Below are 21,228 nucleotides of genomic sequence, written 5' to 3'. Positions count from 1 at the left end.
CGGGTGTTCACAGCCGGCCCGCCCGGCGTTCGATCGCCAACAGCCAGACCAGGTAACCGCCGCCGAGCACGCCGGTCACCACGCCGACCGGGAGTTGGTGCCCGGCGAACGCGCGTTGAGCCAGCAGGTCGGCGCCGACGAGCAGCGCCGCGCCGACGGCCATCGACGGCCACAGGTTCGGGCCCGGTGCCCGGGTCAGTCGCTTCGCCACGTGCGGGGCGACAAGCGCCACGAAGGACACCGGCCCGGCGGCGGCCGCCGCGAACGAGACCAGCAGCACGGCGGCGGCGAGCAGCACCAGGCGGAGCCGGCGTACCGGCACACCCAGGGCGCTCGCCGCGTCGTCGCCCAACTCCATCATCCGCAGCGCCGGGGCGCAGCCGACGAGCACCAGCGGGGCCACCACGACCAGGACGGCGAGCAGCGGCCCGGCGTTCGCCCAACCCCGCCCGTCGAGGCTGCCGGTCAGCCAGAGCACCGCGCGGGCGGCGTCCATCAGCGGCGCCCGGGTGAGCAGGTAGCCGTTGACGCCGGTCAGGATCGCGGCCACCCCGATGCCGACCAGGATGAGCCGGTAGCCGTGCACTCCGCGCCGCCAGGCGAGCGCGTAGATCACCAGGCCGGTGCCGAGACCACCGGCGACCGCGGCGCCGGCCAACGCCAGGCTGCTGCCGCCGAGGACGACCACCACCAGTGCCCCGGTCGACGCGCCCTGGGTGAAACCCAGGATGTCCGGGCTGCCCAGCGGATTGCGGACCAGCGACTGGAACACCGCGCCGGCGAGCGCCAACGCCGCACCGACCAGCAGGGCCGTGACCAGCCGGGGCAGCCGCAGGTCGAACACGATGAACTGCTCCGCCAGGGTGCCGCCGCCGGTCAGCGTGCGCAGCACATCCGCCGACCCCATCGGGTAGTCACCACTGCCCAGGGCCACCAGACCGAACCCGGCCGCGAGCACCGCCGCGCCCGCGCCGACGCCAAACGCGCGGGGGCGGAACCGCAGCGACAACCCCCCAGGGGTACGGATGACGGTCACGGTTGGGCCACCCGTCTGCGGGAAACCAGCCAGAGGAAGAGCGGGCCGCCAAGCACGGCGGTCACCATGCCGACCTGGAGTTCCCCTGGGCGACCCAGCACCCGGCCGAGCACGTCGGCGCCGAGCAGCAACGCGGGCGCGAGCACCGCGCAGTACGGCAGCAGCCACCGCAGGTCCGGGCCGGTCAGGGCGCGGACCAGGTGCGGCACCAGCAGCCCGACGAAGACGATCGGCCCGCAGGCGGCGGTCGCCGCGCCGCAGAGCAGGGTCACCGCGACGATCACGGCGGCGCGGATCAGGGCGGGGCGGGCACCGAGGGCCCGCGCCGCGTCGTCACCGAGCGCCAGCGCGTTCAGCGGACGGGCCGCCCCGAGCGCGACCAGCAGCCCGACGACGATGAACGGCAGCACCCGGGTCACGGTCGCGGGGTCCGCGCTGGCCAGTGAGCCGACCGTCCAGAATCGGAGCCGCTCCAGCGAGGCGGTGTCCAGCAGCATCACCGCGCTCACGTAGGAGTAGAGGGTGGCGTTGAGCGCCGCTCCGGCCAGCGCGAGTCGGGCCGGGGTGGCACCCCGACCGCCGCCGACGGCGTAGACGAGGGCGGTCACCGCCGCCGCGCCGAGCAGCGCGAACCAGACGTACCCGCCGACGGCGGTCACGCCCAGGAACGCGGCGGCGGTGGCGACGGCCGCGGAGGCGCCGGCGTTGATGCCGAGCAGCCCGGGGTCGGCGAGCGGGTTGCGGGTGAGGGCCTGCATGACCGCGCCCGCCACCCCGAGGGCGGCGCCGGCGAGCAGCCCGAGCAGGGTGCGGGGCAGGCGCATCCGGTGCACCACGGCGTACTCCGTGGCGTCGCGGTGCAGCAGCCCGGACCAGACGTCGGCGAGTGGCATGGTCTTCGCGCCGAGCGCGATGCTGAGCACCACGATCACCGCGAGCAGGGCCACGGCGGCGACCAGGCCGGCGGCGCGGGCCATCCGACGGCCCCGTCGGCTCGGGGGTGGGGCCGCTTCCCGGACCGGCACGGGCGGTGCCGGTCGGGTGACGGTGGGTGTGGCGTCCAGTGTGGGCTCCGGGGTGACGGCGACACGGCGAACCGCTGTTGACAATGACCGAGGTTAGGCTAACCTAACCCCGCTGCCCTGGTCGAGCCCGGCCAACCCTTGATCGAAAGACAACACCATGCCCGATGCCCTGTCCGCCCGCCGCCTCTCCCGTCGTGGCCTGCTGGCCGCCGGTGGCGCTGCCACGCTGGCCACCCTGCTTGCCGCCTGCGGCAAGGACGACACCGCGAAGCCCGCCGCCGGCAACGGAAGTGGACCCTGGTCGTTCACCGACGACCGTGGCACGAAGGTCGAGGCCCCGGCCCGTCCGACCCGCGTGGTGGCCTTCACCGGTGTGGCGGCAGCCCTGATCGATTTCGGTCTCGACAAGCAGCTCGTGGGCGTGTTCGGTGAGACCAGGCGCGCCGATGGCACCGTCGACCCGCAGGCCGGCGACCTGAACGTCGAGGGCGTCGAGATCCTCGGCAACGTCTGGGGCGAGTTCAGCCTGGAGAAGTACGCGGCCCTGCGCCCCGAACTGCTCGTCACCCACATGTACGACCCGGACGCGCTCTGGTACGTGCCGGACGAGAGCAAGGCCAAGATCCTCCCGCTGGCGCCGAGTGTCGCGATCACCACCGCCCGGGTGCCGATGACCAAGCCCATCGAGCGGTACGCGGCGCTCGCCGAGTCCCTCGGCGCGGACCTCTCCGCGAAGAAGGTCACCGACGGGAAGGCCCGCTTCGACGCCGCCGCCGAGGCGGTCCGACAGGCGGTCAAGGCCAACCCCGGGATCAAGGTGATGGCCTGCTCCGGCAGCCCCGACCTCTTCTATGTCTCCAACCCGAAGGTCAGCACCGACCTGATGTACTTCGCCGAGTTGGGCGTCGACGTCGTGGTCCCCACCAAGCTCGAAGCCGGCGACTACTTCGAGGCGCTGAGCTGGGAGAGCGCCGGCAAGTTCCCCGCCGACCTGATCCTGCTGGACAACCGCAGCACCGCGCTGCAGGCCAAGGACCTGACCGCCAAGCCGACCTGGCAGCAACTGCCCGCGGTCAAGGCCAACCAGGTGAGCCCGTGGGACGCGGTACCCCGCTTCTCGTACGCCGGCTCCGCGCCGCTGCTGGAGAACCTCGCCACCGCCATCCGGAACGCGAAGAAGGTCAGCTGACATCATGACCGTGCCGACGTACCCCGTCGAGACCACCACGCCGCCACCGGCGGCCACCGCCGCCCAGGCCCACCTGCTGCACGGCGGCTCGGTCGAGCAGTACCGCCTGACGATCGCCGACGGCGTCGACCGGGTCGCCCGTCGGGTGGCCACGGTGGACCGCCCCGGCACCGGAATCACGCCGGCCGAGCTGGCCCCCCTGGTCGACCGGGTGGACCTGGACCGGCCGCTCGGCGACGCCGGCGCCGCCCTCGACGAACTGGAGACCGTGTACCTGCGCGACGCGGTCTGGTTCCACCACCCCCGCTACCTGGCCCACCTCAACTGCCCGGTGGCCATCCCGGCGCTGCTCGGCGAGGCCGTGCTCACCGCCGTGAACTCCTCACTGGACACCTGGGACCAGAGCGCCGGGGCCACCCTCATCGAGCGGCGGCTGATCGACTGGACGGCCGAGCGGATCGGCCTCGGCCCCCGCGCCGACGGCATCTTCACCAGCGGCGGCAGCCAGTCCAACCTCCAGGCGCTGCTGCTGGCGCGGGAGGAGGCGTGCGCCGACGCGATCGGCCCGGCGGCCCGCGCGGAACTGCTGCCCCGTCTGCGCGTGCTCACCTCCGCCGCCGGTCACTTCAGCGTGCAGAAGTCGGCGAAGCTGCTCGGTCTCGCCCCGGACGCGGTGATCGCGGTGCCCACCGACGCCCGACGGCGGGTCGACCCGGACGCGGTGCGCGCGGAGATCGTCAGGTGCCGGCAGGCCGGGCTCGTGGTGATGGCCGTCGTCGGCACCGCCGGCACCACCGACTTCGGCTCGATCGACCCGCTGACGGAGCTGGCCGCGATCTGCGCGGCGGCCGGCGTCTGGCTGCACGTCGACGCCGCGTACGGCTGTGGTCTGCTCGTCTCACCGACGCGCCGGCACCTGCTCGACGGCATCGAGCGGGCCGACTCGGTCACCGTCGACTTCCACAAGTCGTTCTTCCAACCGGTCAGCTCCAGCGCGCTGCTGGTCCGCGACCGGCGGACGCTGGCGCACGTCACCTACCACGCGGACTACCTCAACCCGGCCCGGATGGTGGAGCAGCGCATCCCGAACCAGGTCGACAAGAGCATGCAGACCACCCGCCGCTTCGACGCGCTGAAGCTCTGGCTCACCCTGCGGGTGATGGGCCCGGATGCCCTCGGCACGCTCTTCGACGAGGTCGTCGACCGGGCCGTCGACGCCTGGCGGCTGGTCAGCGAGGACCCGCGCTTCGAGGTGGTGACCCGCTCCGAGCTGAGCACCGTGGTGTTCCGCTACCTGCCCACCGGCCCCGGCCGGGAGCTGGCTGACGCCGCCAACCTGCACGCGCGGGAGGCGCTCGCGGCGTCCGGTCTCGCCGTGGTCGCCGGGACCCGGGTGGACGGCCGGCACTTCCTGAAGTTCACCCTGCTCAACCCGGCCACCACCGTCGACGACATCGGGTACGTGCTCGACCTGATCGCCACCCACGCCGGCCGGTACGTGCACGACCACGCCGCCGCCGACCTGATCTGCCCCGTCGGCTGACGCCGGTGACCACGACCCCGCGTCTGGAGACCTCGATGTCCACCCACGACTTCATCGCCGTCGGGTTGGGCCCGTACAACCTGGGCCTGGCCTGCCTCACCGCGCCGATCGACGACCTCGACGGAGTGTTCCTGGAGGCCAGGCCGAGTCTCGCCTGGCACCCCGGGATGCTGCTGGAGTCGGCCCGGTTGCAGACGCCGTTCATCGCCGACCTGGTCAGCCTCGCCGACCCGACGTCGCCGTACTCCTTCCTCAACTACCTGAAGGAGATCGGCCGCCTCTACCCGTTCTACATCCGGGAGAGCTTCTACCCGCTGCGCAGCGAGTACGACGCGTACTGCCGGTGGGCGGCGGCGAAACTGCCGAACCTGCGCTTCGGTCAGGCCGTGACCACTGTGGAGTACGACGGTGCCGACGAGCGGTACGTGGTGCGGGCCAGCACCGGCACGGGGGAGACCGTCGAGTACCGGGCCCGGCACCTGGTGCTGGGCACCGGCACCCCGCCGCACCTGCCGCCGGCCGTCGCCGGTCTGCCCGGCGACGCCGTGCACAACTCCCGCTATCTGGAGCACCGCACCACACTGCGGACCAAGCGCAGCATCACCGTGGTGGGCAGCGGGCAGAGCGCCGCCGAGATCTACCACGACCTGCTCGGTGACATCGACAGGTACGGCTACCAGCTCAACTGGGTGACCCGGTCGCCGCGGTTCTTCCCGCTCGAGTACACCAAGCTGACGCTGGAGATGACCTCACCGGACTACGTGGACTACTTCCACGCGCTGCCCGAGGTGACCCGCTACCGGCTGGAGGCCGAGCAGAAGGGCCTGTTCAAGGGGATCAACGCCGACCTGATCAACGACATCTTCGACCTGCTCTACGCGCACAGCGTCGACGGGCCGGTGAACACCCGCCTGCTCACCAACACCGAGCTGGTCAGCGCCGAGTACCAGGACGGGGAGTACACGCTCGGGTTGCGTCAGGTGGAGCAGGAACGCGACGTCACGCTGCGGACCGAGGGGCTCGTCCTGGCCACCGGCTACCACTACCGGGTGCCCGAGTTCCTCGCGCCGGTACGCGACCGGATCCGCTGGGACGCGCACGGCCGCTTCGACGTGGCCCGTAACTACAGCATCGACCACACCGGCCGGGGCATCTTCCTGCAGAACGCGGGCACCCACACGCACAGCATCACCTCACCCGACCTGGGCATGGGCGCCTACCGCAACTCCTGGATCATCAGTGAGCTGCTCGGCCGGGAGCACTACCCGATCGAGAAGAGCATCACGTTCCAGGAGTTCGGGGTGTCGTCGTGACCACCGTCTTCACCCGCGCCGACGCCCGGCTCGGCGAGTTCGCGCTACGGCGGCTCGACCCGGACACCGACGCGGCGCTGCTGCACGGCTGGGTCACCCACCCGAAGGCGGCGTTCTGGCTGATGCAGGACGCCGACGTGGCCCAGGTGACCGAGGAGTACCGGCGGATCGCCGGGCACCCGCACCACGACGCGTACCTCGGGCTGTGGCGGGGGAGTCCCGCCTTCCTCGCCGAGCGCTACGACCCGGCCCACGTCGAGCTGGTCGGCCTCTACGACCACCAGCCCGGAGACGTGGGCATGCACTTCCTCTGCGCGCCGGTCGAGCGGCCCGTGCACGGCTTCACCCGGGCGGTGATCGGCACCGTGCTGGCGTGGCTCTTCGACGACCCGACGACCCGACGGGTGGTGGTCGAACCGGACGTACGCAACACCGCCGTGCACGCGCTGAACGCCGCGGTCGGCTTCACGGTCGTCGGCCCGATCGCCAAACCCGAGAAGGACGCGCTGCTCAGCGTCTGCACCCGAGCCCAGTTCGAGGCCGCCACCGACCCGGCTGCCACCGACCGCACTGCCGCCACCGACGGCGCCGCCACCACCCGAACCGAAGGAGCCCCGGCGTGACCACCACCGCCGTCCCGACCCACCCGCCCGTCGCCACCGCATACCCCGCCTCCGGCGACCCGGTCGGGCACCTCACCCCGCAGCGGTGGGCCCGGGCCAACCGGCTGCTGGTCCGCAAGGCGCTCGCCGAGTTCACCCACGAACGGCTGCTCACCCCGGACGCCGTGACCGGCCCGGACGACCGGCAGTGGTACGAGGTCCGCAGCGACGACGGCGCCGTCGTCTACCGGTTCGTGGCGCGGGTGCTCGCCCTGGCGCACTGGCAGATCGACGCCGACAGCATCAGCCGGCACCGGGACGGCCAGTCCCTGGCACCGGACGCGGTGGACCTCATCGTCGAACTGCGCGACACCCTGGGGCTCTCCGCGCGGGTGCTCCCGGTCTATCTGGAGGAGATCACCTCGACGCTCGCGGGCACGGCGTACAAGCTGGCGCAGGCGGCGCCGAGCGCGGCCGAGCTGGCCGAGGCGGACTTCCAGACCATCGAGACCTCGATGACCGAGGGCCACCCCTGCTTCGTGGCGAACAACGGGCGGCTCGGCTTCGGCGTCGACGAGTACCACAGGTACGCCCCGGAGGCCGCCGCGCCGGTGCGGTTGGAGTGGCTGGCCGCGCACCGGGACCACTCGACGTTCAGCAGCGCCGCCGACCTCGACTACGACACGCTCATCGAGGGCGAACTCGACGCCGCCACCCGGGCCCGGTTCGCGGCCACCATGGCCGATCTCGGGCTGGACCTCGCCGACTACCACCTGATCCCGGCACACCCGTGGCAGTGGTGGAACAAGCTGGCGGTCACCTTCGCCGGTGAGCTGGCCGCGCGTCGGCTGGTGCACCTCGGCCCCGGGCCGGACGTGTACCTGGCCCAGCAGTCCATCCGCACCTTCTTCAACGTCAGCGAGCCGGGCCGGCACTACGTCAAGACGGCGTTGTCGGTGCTGAACATGGGCTTCATGCGCGGGCTGTCCGCCGCGTACATGGAGGCCACCCCGGCGATCAACGACTGGTTGGCCGACCTCATCGCCTCCGACGAGGTGCTGACCGGCACCGGCCTGACCGTCATCCGGGAGCGGGCCGCGGTGGGTTACCGGCACCGGCAGTACGAGGCGGCGACCGACCGCACCTCCCCGTACCGCAAGATGTTTGCCGCCCTCTGGCGGGAGAGCCCGGTGCCCGACCTGACGCCGGGGCAGCGACTGACCACCATGGCGGCGCTGCTGCACGTCGACGACGAGGGCGGCGCGCTGGCGGCGGCGCTGATCGCCCGGTCCGGCCTGACGCCCGAGGTGTGGCTGCGCCGCTACCTGGACGCCTACCTGACCCCGCTGCTGCACAGCTTCTACGCCCACGACCTGGCCTTCATGCCGCACGGTGAGAACGTCATCCTGGTCCTCGACGAGCAGGACACCGTCCAGCGGGTGATCTTCAAGGACATCGCCGAGGAGATCGCCGTGATGAGCGACGAGGTCGAGTTGCCGGCGGCGGTGGAGCGGATCCGCGTCGAGGTGCCCGACGACACCAAGCTGCTCAGCATTTTCACCGACGTGGTGGACTGTTTCCTGCGGCACCTCAACGCCGTGCTGGTCGAGGCCGGTGTGCTCGCCGAGGACGACTTCTGGCGTACGGTCGCCGCCGGTGCCGCCGACTACTTCGACCGGGTGCCGCACCTGGCCGAGCGGGTCCGCCACTACGACCTGTTCGCCCCGGAGTTCACGCTGTCCTGCCTCAACCGGCTCCAGCTACGCGACAACCAGCAGATGATCGACCTGGCCGACCCGTCGGCGGCGCTCCAGTTCGTCGGCACCCTCACCAACCCGCTCGCCGCCCACGCTCCGGCCCGCTGACCCCCGGTGGGGCCCGCGCCTCAGTCGGTCGTCTCTGCGGTGCCGGCGCCCTGGAACGCGCGGGCCAGCTGGGCGAGGTCGAAGCCCTCGAAGTGCTGGAGGAACCGCCGGCGGACGGCAGCCAGGTGGCTGGGCCAGGACTCCTCCAGGCGGGCGAAGCCCGCGTCGGTGAGGACGGCGTTCCAGCCGCGGGCGTCCTCCTCGCACCGTTCCCGCCGGACCAGCCCCTGGGTCTCCAGCCGGATGATCGTGCGGGTCATGCCGCTGAGCGAGAGGTAGCAGAGCGCGGCGAGTTCGTTCATGCGCATCCGCCGGCCCGGTGTCTCGGAGAGGTTCATCAGCGCCGTGTACTCGGTGAGCGGTAGCTGACGGTCACCGACCATGTCGGCGTCGATCGCGCGGGGTAGGACATGCATCACCTGGCCCAGGGCGCGGACCAGGGATTCCTCGTCGGGGTTGAGGGGTTGCGGGGTCGCCGCGGTGGGGGTGGGCATCCTCCTAGCATACTTGCTTGACCGATCAACTGCTTACCCTCCGTGTGACCACGCCCATACGTCAAGTATTTGCTTGACCAATCAAGCAGCGGCTAGCGTTCCGGCGTCAGGCAAGGACCCCTCCGAAAGGCGCCACACATGACCAGGATCGGGATCATCCTCGGAAGCACCCGCCCGGGGCGTAACGGCGAGGCCGTGGCCCGCTGGGTGCTCGAGATCGCCAAGCAGCGCTCCGACGCGGAGTACGAGCTGATCGACCTGCTCGACTACCAGCTGCCGCACCTCGACGAGGCGTACCCGCCCTCGATGGGCCAGTACACCCAGCCGCACACCAAGCGGTGGGCTGAGACGATCGCGTCGTTCGACGGTTTCGTCATCGTGACCCCCGAGTACAACCACTCGACCTCGGGTGCCCTGAAGAACGCGATCGACTTCCTCTACGGCGAGTGGAACAACAAGGCCGTCGGCTTCGTCAGCTACGGCTCCGTCGGCGGCACGCGCGCCGTGGAGCACCTGCGCCTGATCGCCGGCGAGCTGCAGATGGCCGACGTGCGCTCGCAGGTCGCGCTGTCGCTGTTCACCGACTTCGAGAACTTCAGCGTCTTCAAGCCCAACCAGTTCCACCAGGACTCGCTGACCACCACGCTCGACCAGGTGGTCGCCTGGAGCACGGCGCTCGCGCCGCTGCGCAAGGGCTGAGCGTTCCGCGCGCTCTCCGGAAACGGTCGTGGGGGATCCCACGGCCGTTTCCGGGCAACGCCAGCCCGCCGCGTTCACTACCCTTGGCGCGATGAGCCGACCTGTCGCCGCTGGTCGGGCTCCGCTCTGGCGGGACCGGGCCTTCGGCACGTACTGGGTCGCGCAGTCGCTCTCGGCCGCCGGCGACTCGTTCGCCTACCTGGCGGTGCCGTTGCTGGTGCTCCAGGCGACCGGGTCGGTGACGCAGATGGGCCTGCTCACCGCCGTCGCGGGTGCGGCGTCCGTCGTCGCCGGGATCTTCGGCGGGGTGCTCGTCGACAGGTACGACCGGCGCACCCTGATGATCGTCGCCGACCTGACCCGGTTGGTGCTCTACGCCCTGGTGCCCCTGGCGTGGCTCGCCGGCCCGCAGGTCTGGCTGCTCTTCGTCGTGCTGCCGATCTGCGAGGCGGCCGGCATGGTGTTCCAGGTCGCCGCGGTGACCGCGGTCCGTAACCTCGTCGACTCCGACCGGATCACCGAGGCCAACGGCCGGTTGCAGGCGACGTACGCGGCGGCCGCCGTCCTCGGGCCGCTGCTCGCCGGTATGGTGGCTGCCCGCTTCGGCCCGGCGACCGCCATCGCCGTCAACGCGGCGAGCTTCGCGCTGTCGGCGGCCGGCCTCCGGCTGATCCGACTGCGTGCCGTCCAGGTGGACGAGGGGGTGGTCCGGCAGCGCCCGCTGGCCGAGTTCCTGGCCGGTGCGCGGTTCCTGTGGCGACAACCCGTGCTGCGTGCGCTGACCGTCCTCCTGTCGGTCTTCATCTTCCTCACCTACGGCTTCGTCGACGTGCTGATCTACCACGTCACGCACGACCTCGCTGGTTCCGAGGGCACCGTCGGCACGGTGCTCGGCCTGGCGGCGCTTGGCACCGTCGCGGGGGCGCTGCTGGTGGCTCCGCTACGCCGCCGTCGCGGCTTCGGCGCCACCTGGATCGGCGCGCACGCGATCTGTGGTTTCGCGGTGGCGGGGGTCGGCATCGCCACGACCGTGCCGGCGGTCACCGCGTTGACAGCCGTGTACCTGTGCTGTCTCAGCGTCGGGGGGATCTGTTCGATGTCCCTGCGGCAGGAGATCACCCCCGATCACCTGCTGGGCCGGGTCACCTCGGCGTTCTGGAGCACGCACTACGCCCTCGGCCCGGCCGGTGCCGTCGTGCTGACCTGGGCCGCCGGCCGCTTCGGTGCGCCGGCGGTCACGCTCGTCGCCGGCGCGGGGTGCCTGCTGGTCGCGGTCGGTGGCCTCTTCACCCCGATCCGCCGCGCCGGCGCGGAGCCAGCCGCCGCTCAGCCCGGACTACGCCCGGCCCCGGCCGCCGGCACCCCTGGTTGAGACGCTATGGAGCTGATGCCGTAAACGAATCAGGCGGTGGTGACGCTCCGGGCGGTGGGAGTGATCGGGACTGCCCGGCCAGTCGCCGATTCGTTCGTGACATCAGCTCCAAAGGCGCCGACCACCACTGTGGCCTCCCGCCCGAGCGGAGCGGGTGCGGTCAGAACTCCTGGTACAGCACGTGCAGGCCGACCCGGCCCAGCGTGGGGTGACGGAACGCGCCCGGCACGGTGCCGACCACCGCGAAGCCCTCCCGTTGGTACAACCGCACCGCCGACAGGTTGCTCTGCGCCACCGCGTTGAACTGCATGCCGGCGTACCCCCGCTGGCGGGCCCAGGCCAGGGCGTCGCGGCACAGCGCGGTACCGACGCCCCGGCTCCGCGCGTCGGCGGCGACCATGAAGCTCGCGGTGGACACGTGCGCGCCCGGCCCGGGCCGGTTGGTGCCCATCTTGGCGGTGCCGAGCACCCGCTCGCCGTCGACCGCCACGACGGTCCGCCCCGGCGCCGCCTCGACCCACATGGCGTACGACTGCTCGGCGGTCATCGCCGGGTCGTAGGTGAAGGTCTCCTGTGCCCGGACCACCTCCTCGATGATCGGCCACACCTGCGACCAGTCCCCGTCGACGAACTCCCGAATCAGCACCCGGGGAGGTTAGGCCCCGGCGGGAGCCCCGGACAATCCGTTATCCGCTGGTGCATCCGAGCGGCGTACCCGGTGCGAAGCATGGGTCGTGACGAGACGTCACGGATCCGTCGCTTCGACGAAAGGCCCGCTGATGAAGATCGCACGAATCGCCGCCCGGATGGCGGTGGGCGCCGTGGCCACCGCGCTGGCCACCACCGCAGTCGCCGTACCGGCCGCTCAGGCGACAAGCAAGCCCAAGCCGCTCGGCACGACGTCACTCGCCCAGGTGCTCACCCGGGACAGCAGCGGCTTCGACCGCAACTCGCGTGACTTCGACGTGCTGACGGCGGCCGTGCTGGCCGTGCTGGAGGCCAAGCCGAACTCTCCGGTCAAGGTGCTCACCGACGGCACCGTGGCGCTGACCGCGTTCATCCCCACCGACGCGGCCTTCCAGCAGTTGGTCCGCGAGATCACGCAGGCGCGGAAGCTGCCGAGTGAGAGCGCCGCCTTCACCGCCGTGGCCGGGCTGGGTATCGACACCGTCGAGTCGGTGCTGCTCTACCACGTCGTCCCGGGCGCCACCATCGATCGCAAGACGGCGGTCCGGGCCGACGGTACGGACCTGACCACCGCGCTCGGCTCGACCGTCGAGGTCGACGTGCGCACCTACCTGTACTTCTTCCGGCAGGTGCGCCTGGTCGACGCCGACACCGACGACCGTGACGCCCGGGTCGTCTCCTACGACGTCAACAAGGGCAACCGGCAGATCGCGCACGCCGTGGACCGGGTGCTGCGCCCGATCGACCTGCCCTGACCGGGGGCGGGTGGCGTCCGACCACGCGTCGGACGCCACCCGCGCCGGGACGTCAGCCCGTGGCGAGCGCGGCTAGCTCCTCGTCCAGCAGGGCTGCCAGCCGCGCGTGCCGCCAGGGATGGCTGCGCTCGGTCATCCCGCGGCTGGGCATCTCCACGGTCATCAGCAGGTACAGGTGCAGCCGGTACAGACCGAGCCGGCGGCGTGCCGAGGCGTCGAGCACCAGCGGTTCGGGTGCGGCGCCCTGGTAACCGCGGAGCAGAGGGTGGTCCGGCTCGTCCTCGACGCGTCGGAACAGCAGCGGCGAGACGAGGTCCAGCAGCGGGTCGCCATAGAGGAACCGCTCGCCGTCCACCAGCCCACGAAGCCGCAGCCGCCCGTCCCGGTCGGGCACCGCAAGCACGTTGCCGTCCCAGCAGTCGAAGTGCAGCAGCGCCGGGCGGCGCACCTCGTCGAGCACGTCGGCGTGCCGCGCCACAAGCGCCCGCAGGCGCTCCGGGGCCACCGGGAGTCGGACCTCCCAGTCGGCCGCGTCGGCCAGCAGAGCGTCGAGCATCGCCGTGAACGCCGCCCGCCAGGTCGGCCCGCCAGCCCGGTCGTCGTCGTACCCGAACCGCTCGCCGGTCACCCGGTGCACCGCCGCGAGGGCCACCCCGAGGTCGTGGCGCGCCGGGCCGTCGTCGACCGCGACCCCGGCCCCGGCCAGGTCGGACAGCGACCGGCCGGGCAGCATCCCGCTCACCAACCACTCGCCGTACGCCGGGTCGGTGCCCCGCCGGAGCACCGGGGGGACGGGCACCTGCGGCGCCCGCTGCGCGACGAGCCGGAAGTATCGCTCCTCGGCGGCGCAGAGCCCCCGCTCGTAGCGCAGCAGCGGCGTTCCGGCCGGCGGAGCCAGCTTCAGCACCACCCGACGGTCGTCGTCGAGCAGTGCCCACCAGACCGTCGCGTACCCACCGCCGGCCAGCGGACCGGCGTCGAGGACCCGGGTGTGCGGCCCGAACGACGCACCGAGCAGGTACGTCACGTCGGCGCTGGTGAGGGGCCGCTGGGTCGGGCTGACACCGGTCACGACGTGCTGTCACCTCGCCGTGCTCGTGGGGCGGAACCCGCGGTGGCGCGGGTGGACCGTGGGACGGGACCGGCGGTGTCGCGGCGGACCAGCTCGGCGGGGAGCACCTCGACCCGTGGCGTCGGTGCCCCGACGCCGAGCACCAGGGACATCGCCCGCACTCCCATGTCGACGAGGGGCAGCCGCACGGTGGTCAGTGCCGGCGTCACGTCCCGGGCGATCGGCATGTCGTCGAAACCCAGCACCGAGATCTGCTGCGGCACGGCCAGCCCGCGCGCCCGCAGGGTGGCGAGCGCGCCGATGGCCATCGAGTCGTTGAGCGCCGCGATCGCGGTCAGCTCCGGGTCGGCGTCGAGCAGTCGGGCGGTGGCCTCGGCGCCGCCGTCGCGGTCGAACTCCGCGTACCGGATGCGTGCCTCGGGTAGCTCGCGGCCCTGCTCGCTGAGGGCCTGCCGGAGACCGGCCAGCCGGTCGGTGGTGGTGGTCAGGATGCGCGGGCCGGCGACCACGCCGATCGCCCGGTGCCCCAGACCGCACAGCTCGCGCCCGGCGAGGTAGCCGCCGGCCCGGTTGTCCGGCATCACCGCGTCGCCGGAGTGCTCGTGTCGACCGATCACCGCCACCCGGCCGCCGGTGGCCTCGTACGCGGCCAGCTTCTCGTTGAGCTGCCGGGTGAACACCTCGTCGTGGTAGCCCGAGCCGGCCAGGATCAGCGCCGCCACCTGGTGACCGCGCAGCAGCTCCACGTACTCCAACTCGCGGTCCGGGTCCCGGTAGCTGTTGCAGATCATCAGCAGCCGGCCCTGGTCGGTGGCGACCCGTTGCAGCCCACGGGTGATCTCGGCGAAGTACGGGTCGGAGACGTCGTGCACGATCACGCCGACCGCGCTGCGGTGCGAGCGGGCCAGCAGTTGGGCGTGCGCGTTCGGCACGTACTGCAACTCGGCGACGGCGGCCAGCACCCGCTCGCGCAGCTCGTCGGTGACCGGCTTGCTGCTGCCGTTGATGACGCGGGAGGCGGTGGCGGGCGAGACGCCCGCTCGGCGGGCCACATCGGACAGGGTCGCCATGGCCCGCCCCCTCGATCTGTTGACGGCGTTTCGTCGTGCCGGCTAGCGTCACCGTACCGCAGAGAAAGCCCTTTCCCGCAGGGAGGCCCGGCCGTGTCTGATCGCTTCGCGGTACTTCAACTCGACGAACTTCCCGCCCGGCGCTGCTCGTGTGGCACCACCCGCCGCGGCTTCATCGACGAGAGCGAGGGCCAGGCCAGCGTGCACCTCCTCCAGGTGCAGGACGCGGTGACCCACCACCACCGCGTCGCCACCGAGTACTACGTCGTGCTCGCCGGTGAGGGCGAGATCGAGCTGGACGGCGTCCGTCACCCCGCCCGGCCGATGTCCGCGTTCCTGATCAAGCCCGGCTGCCGCCACCGGGCCATCGGCGACCTCACCGTGCTGCTGGTGTCCCTGCCCGCGGCGAACGACGCCGACGAGTACTTCGATGCCTGACCGGCCGGCACCGCTGCCCGGTGGTATCGGGGTGTCCCGGTTGCGGGTCTACGACACCAGGGCCGCGGATGGCCTGGTCGGCGGCACCCCGCACGTACACCTGTGCTGCACCGAGGGGTACGTGGTGACCGACGGCGAGGGCACGGTGCAGACCCTGACCACCGCCGGCTTCCGGGAGACGCCGCTGCGGCCCGGAGTGGTGGTCTGGTTCGAACCGGGCACGGTGCACCGCCTGGTCAACGGTGGCGGGCTGAGCATCGTGGTGCTCATGCAGAACAGCGGCCTGCCCGAGGCCGGCGACGCCGTGCTGACCTTCCCGCCCGAGGTGCTGGCCGACCCGAGCGCGTACGCCACGGCGGCGGCGTTGCCGGACGGGGGAGCGCCGGGCGCGGACGTGCACGCCGCGTACCGCAGACGGGATCTGGCGGTGACCGGTTTCCAGGCCCTGCGGTCGGGCGGGCCGGCGGCGCTCGCCGCGTTCCACGCCGCCGCGATCGCGTTGCGTCAGCCGTTGCTGACCCGCTGGCGCGAGCGGTGGGAGGCCGGCGCGGGCCGGGCGGCCGCGGACACCGCCGGGCAGCTCGACGCGCTGGAGCGGGGAGATCCCGGGCACCTGACCGGGGCCGGGGTGTACACGGTGGATGGTCCGGTCGAGCGCGGCCGGTTGGGCATGTGCGGCCTGCTCGACACCTACCCCGCAGCGGGCTGACGGCTCCGGATCCCGCCGTTTGTCGATCTACGTGCATCGGTGTCGACATTCGACGAATAGATCGAGGAAAGGCCTTGCCTGGCGCGTGGGGGGCCGCCTACGCTCCAGGAAAGCGTTTGCCTGATCCGCCGACCGGCCCGGTCCACGAGTGCCGTGCCGGGCCCCGAGGAGGTTCCGCGTGACCGAGATCTCTTTGGACACGGCGGGCCGGCAGGCCGCCACCGCCGGCGGCGGCCGCCCCCCACGCCCGACACTCGGTCGACGGGCGGCGGTCTTCGCCGACTCGCTCTGGCGCCCGGCGCTGGTGCTCGCGGTCCTCTTCGCCGCCTGGTGGTTCGTGGCGGCCCGGGAGTACGTGCCGAACTACCTGGTGCCCACCCCCGGCCAGGTCTGGGAGACGATGACCACCCAGTGGTCGGAGTTGGCCCGGCACACCCTCGTCACGCTCTACGAGACGGTGCTCGGCTTCCTGCTGGCCGCCGCGTTGGGGCTGGTCACCGCGGTCGCCATCGCCTACTCCCGCACCCTGGACAAGGCGCTCTACCCGATCGTCCTGTTCGCACAGGTCATTCCGAAGATCGCCATCGCGCCGCTGCTGGTGGTCTGGTTCGGCCTCGGCCTCACCCCGAAGATCATCCTTGCCGTGCTCATCGCGTTCTTCCCGGTGGTCATCTCCGGGGTGGCCGGGCTGCGCTCCACCGACCCGGAACTGCTCGACCTCGCCGCCACCATGGGCGCCGGCCCATGGCGCACCTTCCGCAAGATCCGTTTCCCGAACGCGTTGCCGCACCTGATGGCCGGCCTCAAGGTGGCCGTCACCCTCGCCGTGGTCGGTGCCGTCGTCGGTGAGTTCGTCGGTGCCAGCGAAGGGCTCGGCTACGTCCTGTTGCTGGCCAACGGCAACCTCGACGCCCCGCTGCTGTTCGCCGACCTGATCCTGATGTCCGCCATCGGCATCGTCCTGTTCGTCCTTGTCGAGATCGCCGAGGCACTGCTCATCCCGTGGCACGCCAGCCGCCGGGCCGGCGTGTCCCTCACCACCTCCTGACCGACCCCATCACGGAGGCACCGATGAAACGCACCGCCACCACCATCCTGGCCACCGCCGCCCTGCTGCTCGCCCTGACCGGTTGCGGCGGGGACGACTCCGTCGGCACGACCGGCGCGGACGGCAAGAAGCAGGTCACCCTCACCCTCAACTGGGTGCCCTACGGCGAGCACGCGCCCTTCTACTACGGCCTGCAGAAGGGCTACTACTCCGCCGAGGGCATCGAGCTGAAGATCCTGCCCGGCAACGGCTCGGGCAACACGGTCAAGCAGGTCGCCCAGAAGCAGACCGACTTCGGCTGGGCCGACAGCCCGGTGCTGCTCAAGTCGGTGGCAAGCGGGATGCCGGTGCGCAGCCTCGGCGCGTACCTGGAAAAGGGCCCCTCGTCGGTGGAGTTCTTCACCGAGAAGAACATCAAGACCCCGGCCGACCTCAAGGGCAAGACCGTCGGCGGCACCCCCGGTGACGCCCTCTACGCGACCTTCCCGGCCTGGTTGGAGAAGAACGGCCTCAAGAAGGACGACGTCAAGGTGGTGAACGTCGACGCCGCCGGCAAGATCGCCGCCCTGGCCGAGGGCAAGGTCGACGCCATCATGGGCTTCTTCCACGACCAGGCCCCCACCATCGAGAGCAAGACCGGCAAGAAGGTCGACGTGCTGCTCTTCGCCGACTACGGGATGAACCTGCTCGGCACCGGCCTGATCGCCAACACCCAGACCCTGCAGAAGGACCCCGAGCTGGTCCGCAAGTTCGTCAAGGCCACCCAGAAGTCCTGGGCCGACGCCGCCCGGGACCCGGCCGGCGCGGTGAGCGCGATGGCGGCCCTGGCCGAGAACGAGCCGGCGCCCGAGGTCCTCACCAAGCAGCTCACCCTCAACATGCCGCTGATCGGCGCGGACGGCCCGCCCGGGGTGAACACCGAGGCCCAGTGGGCCGAGACCATCGACCTGATGTCCCGCTACGCCGAGCTGAAGGACCCGGGCGCGCCCAACGCGTACTGGGACTCCTCGTACGCGGCGCAGGGGTGACCCGGTGACCGCCGCGCCGGCAGCCACCGGCACCGCCATCGGGATGTCCGGGTTGACCGTCCGGTTCACCACCCGGCGGACGCAGACCACCGCGTTGGACGACGTGTCGCTGCACATCGACCCCGGCGAGTTCGTCACGATCGTCGGCCCGTCCGGCTGCGGCAAGTCCACCCTGCTGAAGATCGTCGCCGGTCTGGTCACGCCGACGAGCGGCGAGGTGTCGCTGCTGGAACGCCCGGTGCGCGGCCCGCAGAAGGAGATCGGCTTCGTCTTCCAGAAGGCCGCCTTGCTGGAGTGGCGCGGCGCCCGAGCCAACATCCTGCTGCAGGCCGAGATGCGGGGCATGGACCGGGCGCAGGCGGCCCGCCGCGCCGACGAGCTGATCGAGATGACCGGCCTGACCGGCTTCGAGAAGGCGTTGCCGCACGAGCTGTCCGGCGGCATGCAGCAGCGGGTGGCGCTGTGCCGTGCGCTGCTGCACTCCCCGCCGGTGCTGCTCATGGACGAGCCGTTCGGCGCCCTCGACGCGCTGACCCGAGAGCAGATGAACGCCGAGCTGCACCGGATCTGGCGGGAGACCGGGACGACCGTGGTGCTTGTCACCCACTCCATCGCCGAGGCGGTCTTCCTCGGCACCCGGGTCGTGGTGATGAGTCCGCGGCCCGGTCGGATCATCCGCACCTTCCCGGTCGAGCTGCCGGCGCACCGCGACTACGCGCAGGTGATGTCGGATCCCCGCTTCGACCGGCTCGCCACCGACCTGCGTGGGTTGCTCGGCAGCGCGGCCGCCAACCACTGAGCGCGGATCGGCACGACCAGCACGACGGAAGGGACCACCATGACCCGCAGGTCGATCGGCATCATCGTCAACGGCGTGACCGGACGGATGGGCTACCGGCAGCACCTCGTCCGGTCGCTGCTGGCCATCCGCGAGGCCGGCGGCGTGCCGCTTGCCGACGGCACCACCATCTGGCCGGAACCGGTCCTGGTCGGGCGCAACGAGACGAAGCTCCGCGAGATCGCCGAGCGGCACGGGCTGACCGACTGGACGACCGACCTGACCTCGGCGCTGGCCCGGGACGACGTCGAGATCTACTTCGACGCACAGGTCACCCAGCAGCGGGAGAAGGCGATCCGGCAGGCCATCGAGGCCGGCAAGCACATCTACACCGAGAAGCCCCTGGCCGAGGACACCGCCGCCGCGCTCGACCTGGCCCGCGCCGCCGACGCGGCCGGCGTACGCACCGGAGTGGTGCAGGACAAGCTGTTCCTGCCCGGTCTGCGCAAGCTCAAGCGTCTCATCGACGGCGGCTTCTTCGGCCGGATCCTCTCGGTGCGTGGCGAGTTCGGGTACTGGGTCTTCGAGGGCGACTGGCAGCCCGCTCAACGTCCCTCGTGGAACTACCGGGCCGAGGACGGCGGCGGCATCGTCGTCGACATGTTCCCGCACTGGCACTACGTGCTGGAGGAGCTGTTCGGCCGGGTCACGGCCGTCTCCTGTGTGACCGCCACGCACGTGCCCGAACGTGTCGACGAGGCCGGCCACCCGTACGCGGCCACCGCCGACGACGCCGCGTACGGCATCTTCGAACTCGACGGCGGTGTGATCGCCCAGATCAACTCGTCCTGGGCCGTGCGGGTCTACCGCGACGAGCTGGTGGAGTTCCAGGTCGACGGCGTCGAGGGCAGCGCCGTCGCCGGCCTGCGCACCTGCCGGGTGCAGCACCGGGCTCTCACCCCGAAGCCGGTGTGGAACCCGGACCTGCCGGCCACCGAGGACTTCCGCGCCCAGTGGGCCGAGGTGCCCGACAACGAGGAGTTCGACAACGGCTTCAAGGTGCAGTGGGAGGCGTTCCTGCGGCACGTGGTTGCCGGTGAGCCGTTCCGGTGGGACTTCCTGGCCGGGGCGCGCGGTGTGCAGCTCGCCGAGCTGGGGCTGCGCTCGGCGCGCGGGGGCGGTCGCGTCGAGGTCCCGGAGCTGCGCTCATGACGGCCGAGGTGGTGCCGCCGGTGTCGGCCGAGGTGACGCTGCCGGGCGGCCGGCGACACCGGCTCAGCGGGGGCGGCGGGTTCGCCCGACCGGACGCCCCGGCGACCAGCCGGATCGCGTACGCCGCCGCGCACGTGGTCGCCGACCCGGGCGCGGAGAACGTGCCCGGTGCCCCGGCCGCGGTGGACTGGGACACCACGCTCGCCTTCCGACGGCACCTCTGGTCGTACGGGCTGGGGGTCGCCGAGGCGATGGACACCGCCCAGCGGGGGATGGGGTTGGACTACCCGGCGACCCGGGAGCTGATCCGCCGCAGCGCCGCCGAGGCCCGCGCGGCGGGTGGGCGGATCGTCGCCGGCGTCGGCACCGACCAGCTGCCGGTCGGCCCGGCCACCCTGGCGGCGGTCACCGCCGCGTACCTCGAACAGCTCGGTGACGTCCGCGCGGCCGGCGCCCGCCCGGTGCTGATGTGCAGCCGGCACCTGGCCGCCGCGGCCCGCGGCCCGGAGGACTACCTGCGGGTGTACGACGAGCTGCTGAGCGCCGCCGACGAGCCGGTGGTGCTGCACTGGCTGGGTCCGATGTTCGACCCGGCGTTGACCGGCTACTGGGGTGCGGTCGATCTGGACCTGGCCGCGGACACGGTCGTGGAGCTGATCAAGGCGCACCAGTCCAGCGTGGACGGCATCAAGGTGTCGCTGCTCGACGCCGACCGGGAGGTGGCGTTGCGCCGCCGGCTGCCGGCCGGGGTACGCCTCTACACGGGTGACGACTTCCACTACCCGGAGCTGATCCGGGGCGACGAGGTGGGTCACTCCGACGCGCTGCTCGGGGTGTTCGCGGCCATCGCGCCGGCCGCCGCCGCCGCGTTCGCCGCCCTGGACCGGGGGGACCTGGCCGCGTACGACGAGATCTTCGCTCCGACCGTGCCGCTGGCCCGGCACCTGTTCGCCGCGCCGACCTGGCACTACAAGACGGGAATCGTGTTCCTGGCCTGGTTGGCCGGGCACCAGGACCACTTCACGATGATCGGTGGGGCCCAGTCCGGCCGTTCCCCGGCGCACCTGGCCACCCTGCTCACCCTGGCCGACGCGGCCGGGCTGCTGCCCGACGCCGACCTGGCCGCCGCCCGCGCGCGAGCGTTCTTCACGGTCGCGGGGGTGGCCCAGTGAGCGCGAGGAGTGAGCCGGGTTTGCGAGCCCCGCAGTCGGGAGCGACGGCCAGCTCAGTGAGCGCGAGGAGTGAGCCGGGTTTGCGAGCCCCGCAGTCGGGAGCGAAGACCAGCCCAGTGAG

21 protein-coding genes are annotated in these 21,228 nt (G+C 72.0%); 15 read left to right on the top strand and 6 right to left on the bottom strand.

Annotated features, from left to right (window positions below; all coding sequences use genetic code 11):
* Positions 1-7 precede the first annotated feature (7 nt).
* Together AB0C15_RS17590 and AB0C15_RS17585 are read right to left on the bottom strand one after the other, a co-directional pair.
* Positions 8-1,036, bottom strand: a complete 1,029-nt coding sequence (locus tag AB0C15_RS17590) for an iron chelate uptake ABC transporter family permease subunit (RefSeq protein ID WP_357353043.1) — start codon at positions 1,034-1,036, stop codon at positions 8-10.
* Positions 1,033-1,983, bottom strand: coding sequence for an iron chelate uptake ABC transporter family permease subunit (locus AB0C15_RS17585; RefSeq protein ID WP_357353306.1), 951 nt, complete (start codon positions 1,981-1,983; stop codon positions 1,033-1,035). The genes AB0C15_RS17590 and AB0C15_RS17585 overlap by 4 nt, the downstream gene beginning before the upstream one ends.
* Positions 1,984-2,218: 235 nt before the next feature.
* Here AB0C15_RS17585 and AB0C15_RS17580 point away from each other — a divergent pair, with 235 nt between their 5' ends.
* Genes AB0C15_RS17580 through AB0C15_RS17560 form a run of 5 tightly spaced genes read left to right on the top strand, consistent with a single transcriptional unit; the run spans position 2,219 to position 8,573 of the window.
* The gene (locus AB0C15_RS17580) at positions 2,219-3,250 is read left to right on the top strand and encodes an ABC transporter substrate-binding protein (protein WP_357353041.1); all 1,032 of its coding nucleotides are present in this window, start codon (positions 2,219-2,221) and stop codon (positions 3,248-3,250) included.
* Positions 3,251-3,254: 4 nt separating this feature from the next.
* Positions 3,255-4,793: an aspartate aminotransferase family protein gene (locus AB0C15_RS17575; RefSeq protein ID WP_357353039.1), complete on the top strand. Its 1,539-nt coding sequence runs from the start codon at positions 3,255-3,257 to the stop codon at positions 4,791-4,793.
* Positions 4,794-4,828: 35 nt separating this feature from the next.
* Entirely contained in the window at positions 4,829-6,106 is a 1,278-nt protein-coding gene (locus tag AB0C15_RS17570; RefSeq protein WP_357353304.1) for a SidA/IucD/PvdA family monooxygenase, read from the top strand.
* Positions 6,103-6,729, top strand: a complete 627-nt coding sequence (locus AB0C15_RS17565) for a GNAT family N-acetyltransferase (protein ID WP_357353037.1) — start codon at positions 6,103-6,105, stop codon at positions 6,727-6,729. The genes AB0C15_RS17570 and AB0C15_RS17565 overlap by 4 nt, the downstream gene beginning before the upstream one ends.
* A complete protein-coding gene (locus tag AB0C15_RS17560; protein ID WP_357353035.1) occupies positions 6,726-8,573 on the top strand; it encodes an IucA/IucC family siderophore biosynthesis protein in 1,848 nt (615 codons plus the stop codon). The genes AB0C15_RS17565 and AB0C15_RS17560 overlap by 4 nt, the downstream gene beginning before the upstream one ends.
* Positions 8,574-8,593: 20 nt before the next feature.
* Here AB0C15_RS17560 and AB0C15_RS17555 read toward each other — a convergent pair whose 3' ends face one another.
* Entirely contained in the window at positions 8,594-9,067 is a 474-nt protein-coding gene (locus AB0C15_RS17555) for a MarR family winged helix-turn-helix transcriptional regulator (protein WP_357353033.1), read from the bottom strand.
* Between the two features lie 138 nt (positions 9,068-9,205).
* Here AB0C15_RS17555 and AB0C15_RS17550 point away from each other — a divergent pair, with 138 nt between their 5' ends.
* Together AB0C15_RS17550 and AB0C15_RS17545 are read left to right on the top strand one after the other, a co-directional pair.
* Positions 9,206-9,766 (top strand): NAD(P)H-dependent oxidoreductase, encoded by a 561-nt coding sequence (locus AB0C15_RS17550; RefSeq protein ID WP_357353031.1) that lies wholly within the window; start codon positions 9,206-9,208, stop codon positions 9,764-9,766.
* A gap of 91 nt (positions 9,767-9,857) precedes the next feature.
* Positions 9,858-11,138, top strand: a complete 1,281-nt coding sequence (locus AB0C15_RS17545) for an MFS transporter (protein ID WP_357353029.1) — start codon at positions 9,858-9,860, stop codon at positions 11,136-11,138.
* A gap of 160 nt (positions 11,139-11,298) precedes the next feature.
* Here the strand turns inward: AB0C15_RS17545 and AB0C15_RS17540 are convergent, their stop codons facing one another.
* Positions 11,299-11,784, bottom strand: a complete 486-nt coding sequence (locus tag AB0C15_RS17540; RefSeq protein WP_357353027.1) for a GNAT family N-acetyltransferase — start codon at positions 11,782-11,784, stop codon at positions 11,299-11,301.
* Between the two features lie 133 nt (positions 11,785-11,917).
* Between AB0C15_RS17540 and AB0C15_RS17535 the strand changes: the two genes are divergently transcribed.
* Positions 11,918-12,580: a fasciclin domain-containing protein gene (locus AB0C15_RS17535; protein ID WP_112602446.1), complete on the top strand. Its 663-nt coding sequence runs from the start codon at positions 11,918-11,920 to the stop codon at positions 12,578-12,580.
* 52 nt (positions 12,581-12,632) lie between these two features.
* Here AB0C15_RS17535 and AB0C15_RS17530 read toward each other — a convergent pair whose 3' ends face one another.
* Together AB0C15_RS17530 and AB0C15_RS17525 are read right to left on the bottom strand one after the other, a co-directional pair.
* Positions 12,633-13,652 carry an aminoglycoside phosphotransferase family protein gene (locus AB0C15_RS17530; RefSeq protein ID WP_357353025.1) on the bottom strand — a complete coding sequence of 340 codons (1,020 nt, stop codon included), beginning with the start codon at positions 13,650-13,652 and terminating at the stop codon, positions 12,633-12,635.
* Complete coding sequence (locus tag AB0C15_RS17525) at positions 13,649-14,722, bottom strand: LacI family DNA-binding transcriptional regulator (RefSeq protein WP_357353023.1); 1,074 nt, start codon at positions 14,720-14,722, stop codon at positions 13,649-13,651. Before AB0C15_RS17525 ends, AB0C15_RS17530 begins: the two co-directional genes overlap by 4 nt.
* 93 nt (positions 14,723-14,815) lie before the next feature.
* Between AB0C15_RS17525 and AB0C15_RS17520 the strand changes: the two genes are divergently transcribed.
* From AB0C15_RS17520 to AB0C15_RS17490, 7 genes are all read left to right on the top strand, one after another.
* Positions 14,816-15,160, top strand: coding sequence for a cupin domain-containing protein (locus AB0C15_RS17520; RefSeq protein WP_357353021.1), 345 nt, complete (start codon positions 14,816-14,818; stop codon positions 15,158-15,160).
* Positions 15,153-15,869: a cupin gene (locus tag AB0C15_RS17515; RefSeq protein ID WP_357353019.1), complete on the top strand. Its 717-nt coding sequence runs from the start codon at positions 15,153-15,155 to the stop codon at positions 15,867-15,869. The genes AB0C15_RS17520 and AB0C15_RS17515 overlap by 8 nt, the downstream gene beginning before the upstream one ends.
* A 178-nt stretch (positions 15,870-16,047) precedes the next feature.
* Positions 16,048-16,917 (top strand): ABC transporter permease, encoded by an 870-nt coding sequence (locus AB0C15_RS17510; RefSeq protein ID WP_357353017.1) that lies wholly within the window; start codon positions 16,048-16,050, stop codon positions 16,915-16,917.
* A gap of 23 nt (positions 16,918-16,940) precedes the next feature.
* Complete coding sequence (locus AB0C15_RS17505; RefSeq protein ID WP_357353015.1) at positions 16,941-17,945, top strand: ABC transporter substrate-binding protein; 1,005 nt, start codon at positions 16,941-16,943, stop codon at positions 17,943-17,945.
* 4 nt (positions 17,946-17,949) lie between these two features.
* Complete coding sequence (locus tag AB0C15_RS17500) at positions 17,950-18,744, top strand: ABC transporter ATP-binding protein (RefSeq protein WP_357353013.1); 795 nt, start codon at positions 17,950-17,952, stop codon at positions 18,742-18,744.
* A gap of 39 nt (positions 18,745-18,783) precedes the next feature.
* A complete protein-coding gene (locus AB0C15_RS17495) occupies positions 18,784-19,935 on the top strand; it encodes a Gfo/Idh/MocA family oxidoreductase (protein WP_357353011.1) in 1,152 nt (383 codons plus the stop codon).
* Positions 19,932-21,107, top strand: coding sequence for a dihydrodipicolinate synthase family protein (locus AB0C15_RS17490; RefSeq protein WP_357353009.1), 1,176 nt, complete (start codon positions 19,932-19,934; stop codon positions 21,105-21,107). Before AB0C15_RS17495 ends, AB0C15_RS17490 begins: the two co-directional genes overlap by 4 nt.
* Positions 21,108-21,228: the final 121 nt, after the last annotated feature.

The sequence above is a fragment of the Micromonospora sp. NPDC048835 genome (assembly GCF_040649995.1).
Taxonomy (GTDB): domain Bacteria; phylum Actinomycetota; class Actinomycetes; order Mycobacteriales; family Micromonosporaceae; genus Micromonospora.
Note: the sequence above shows the minus strand (reverse complement) of the source record. Positions and strands in the feature narration are given on the sequence as shown.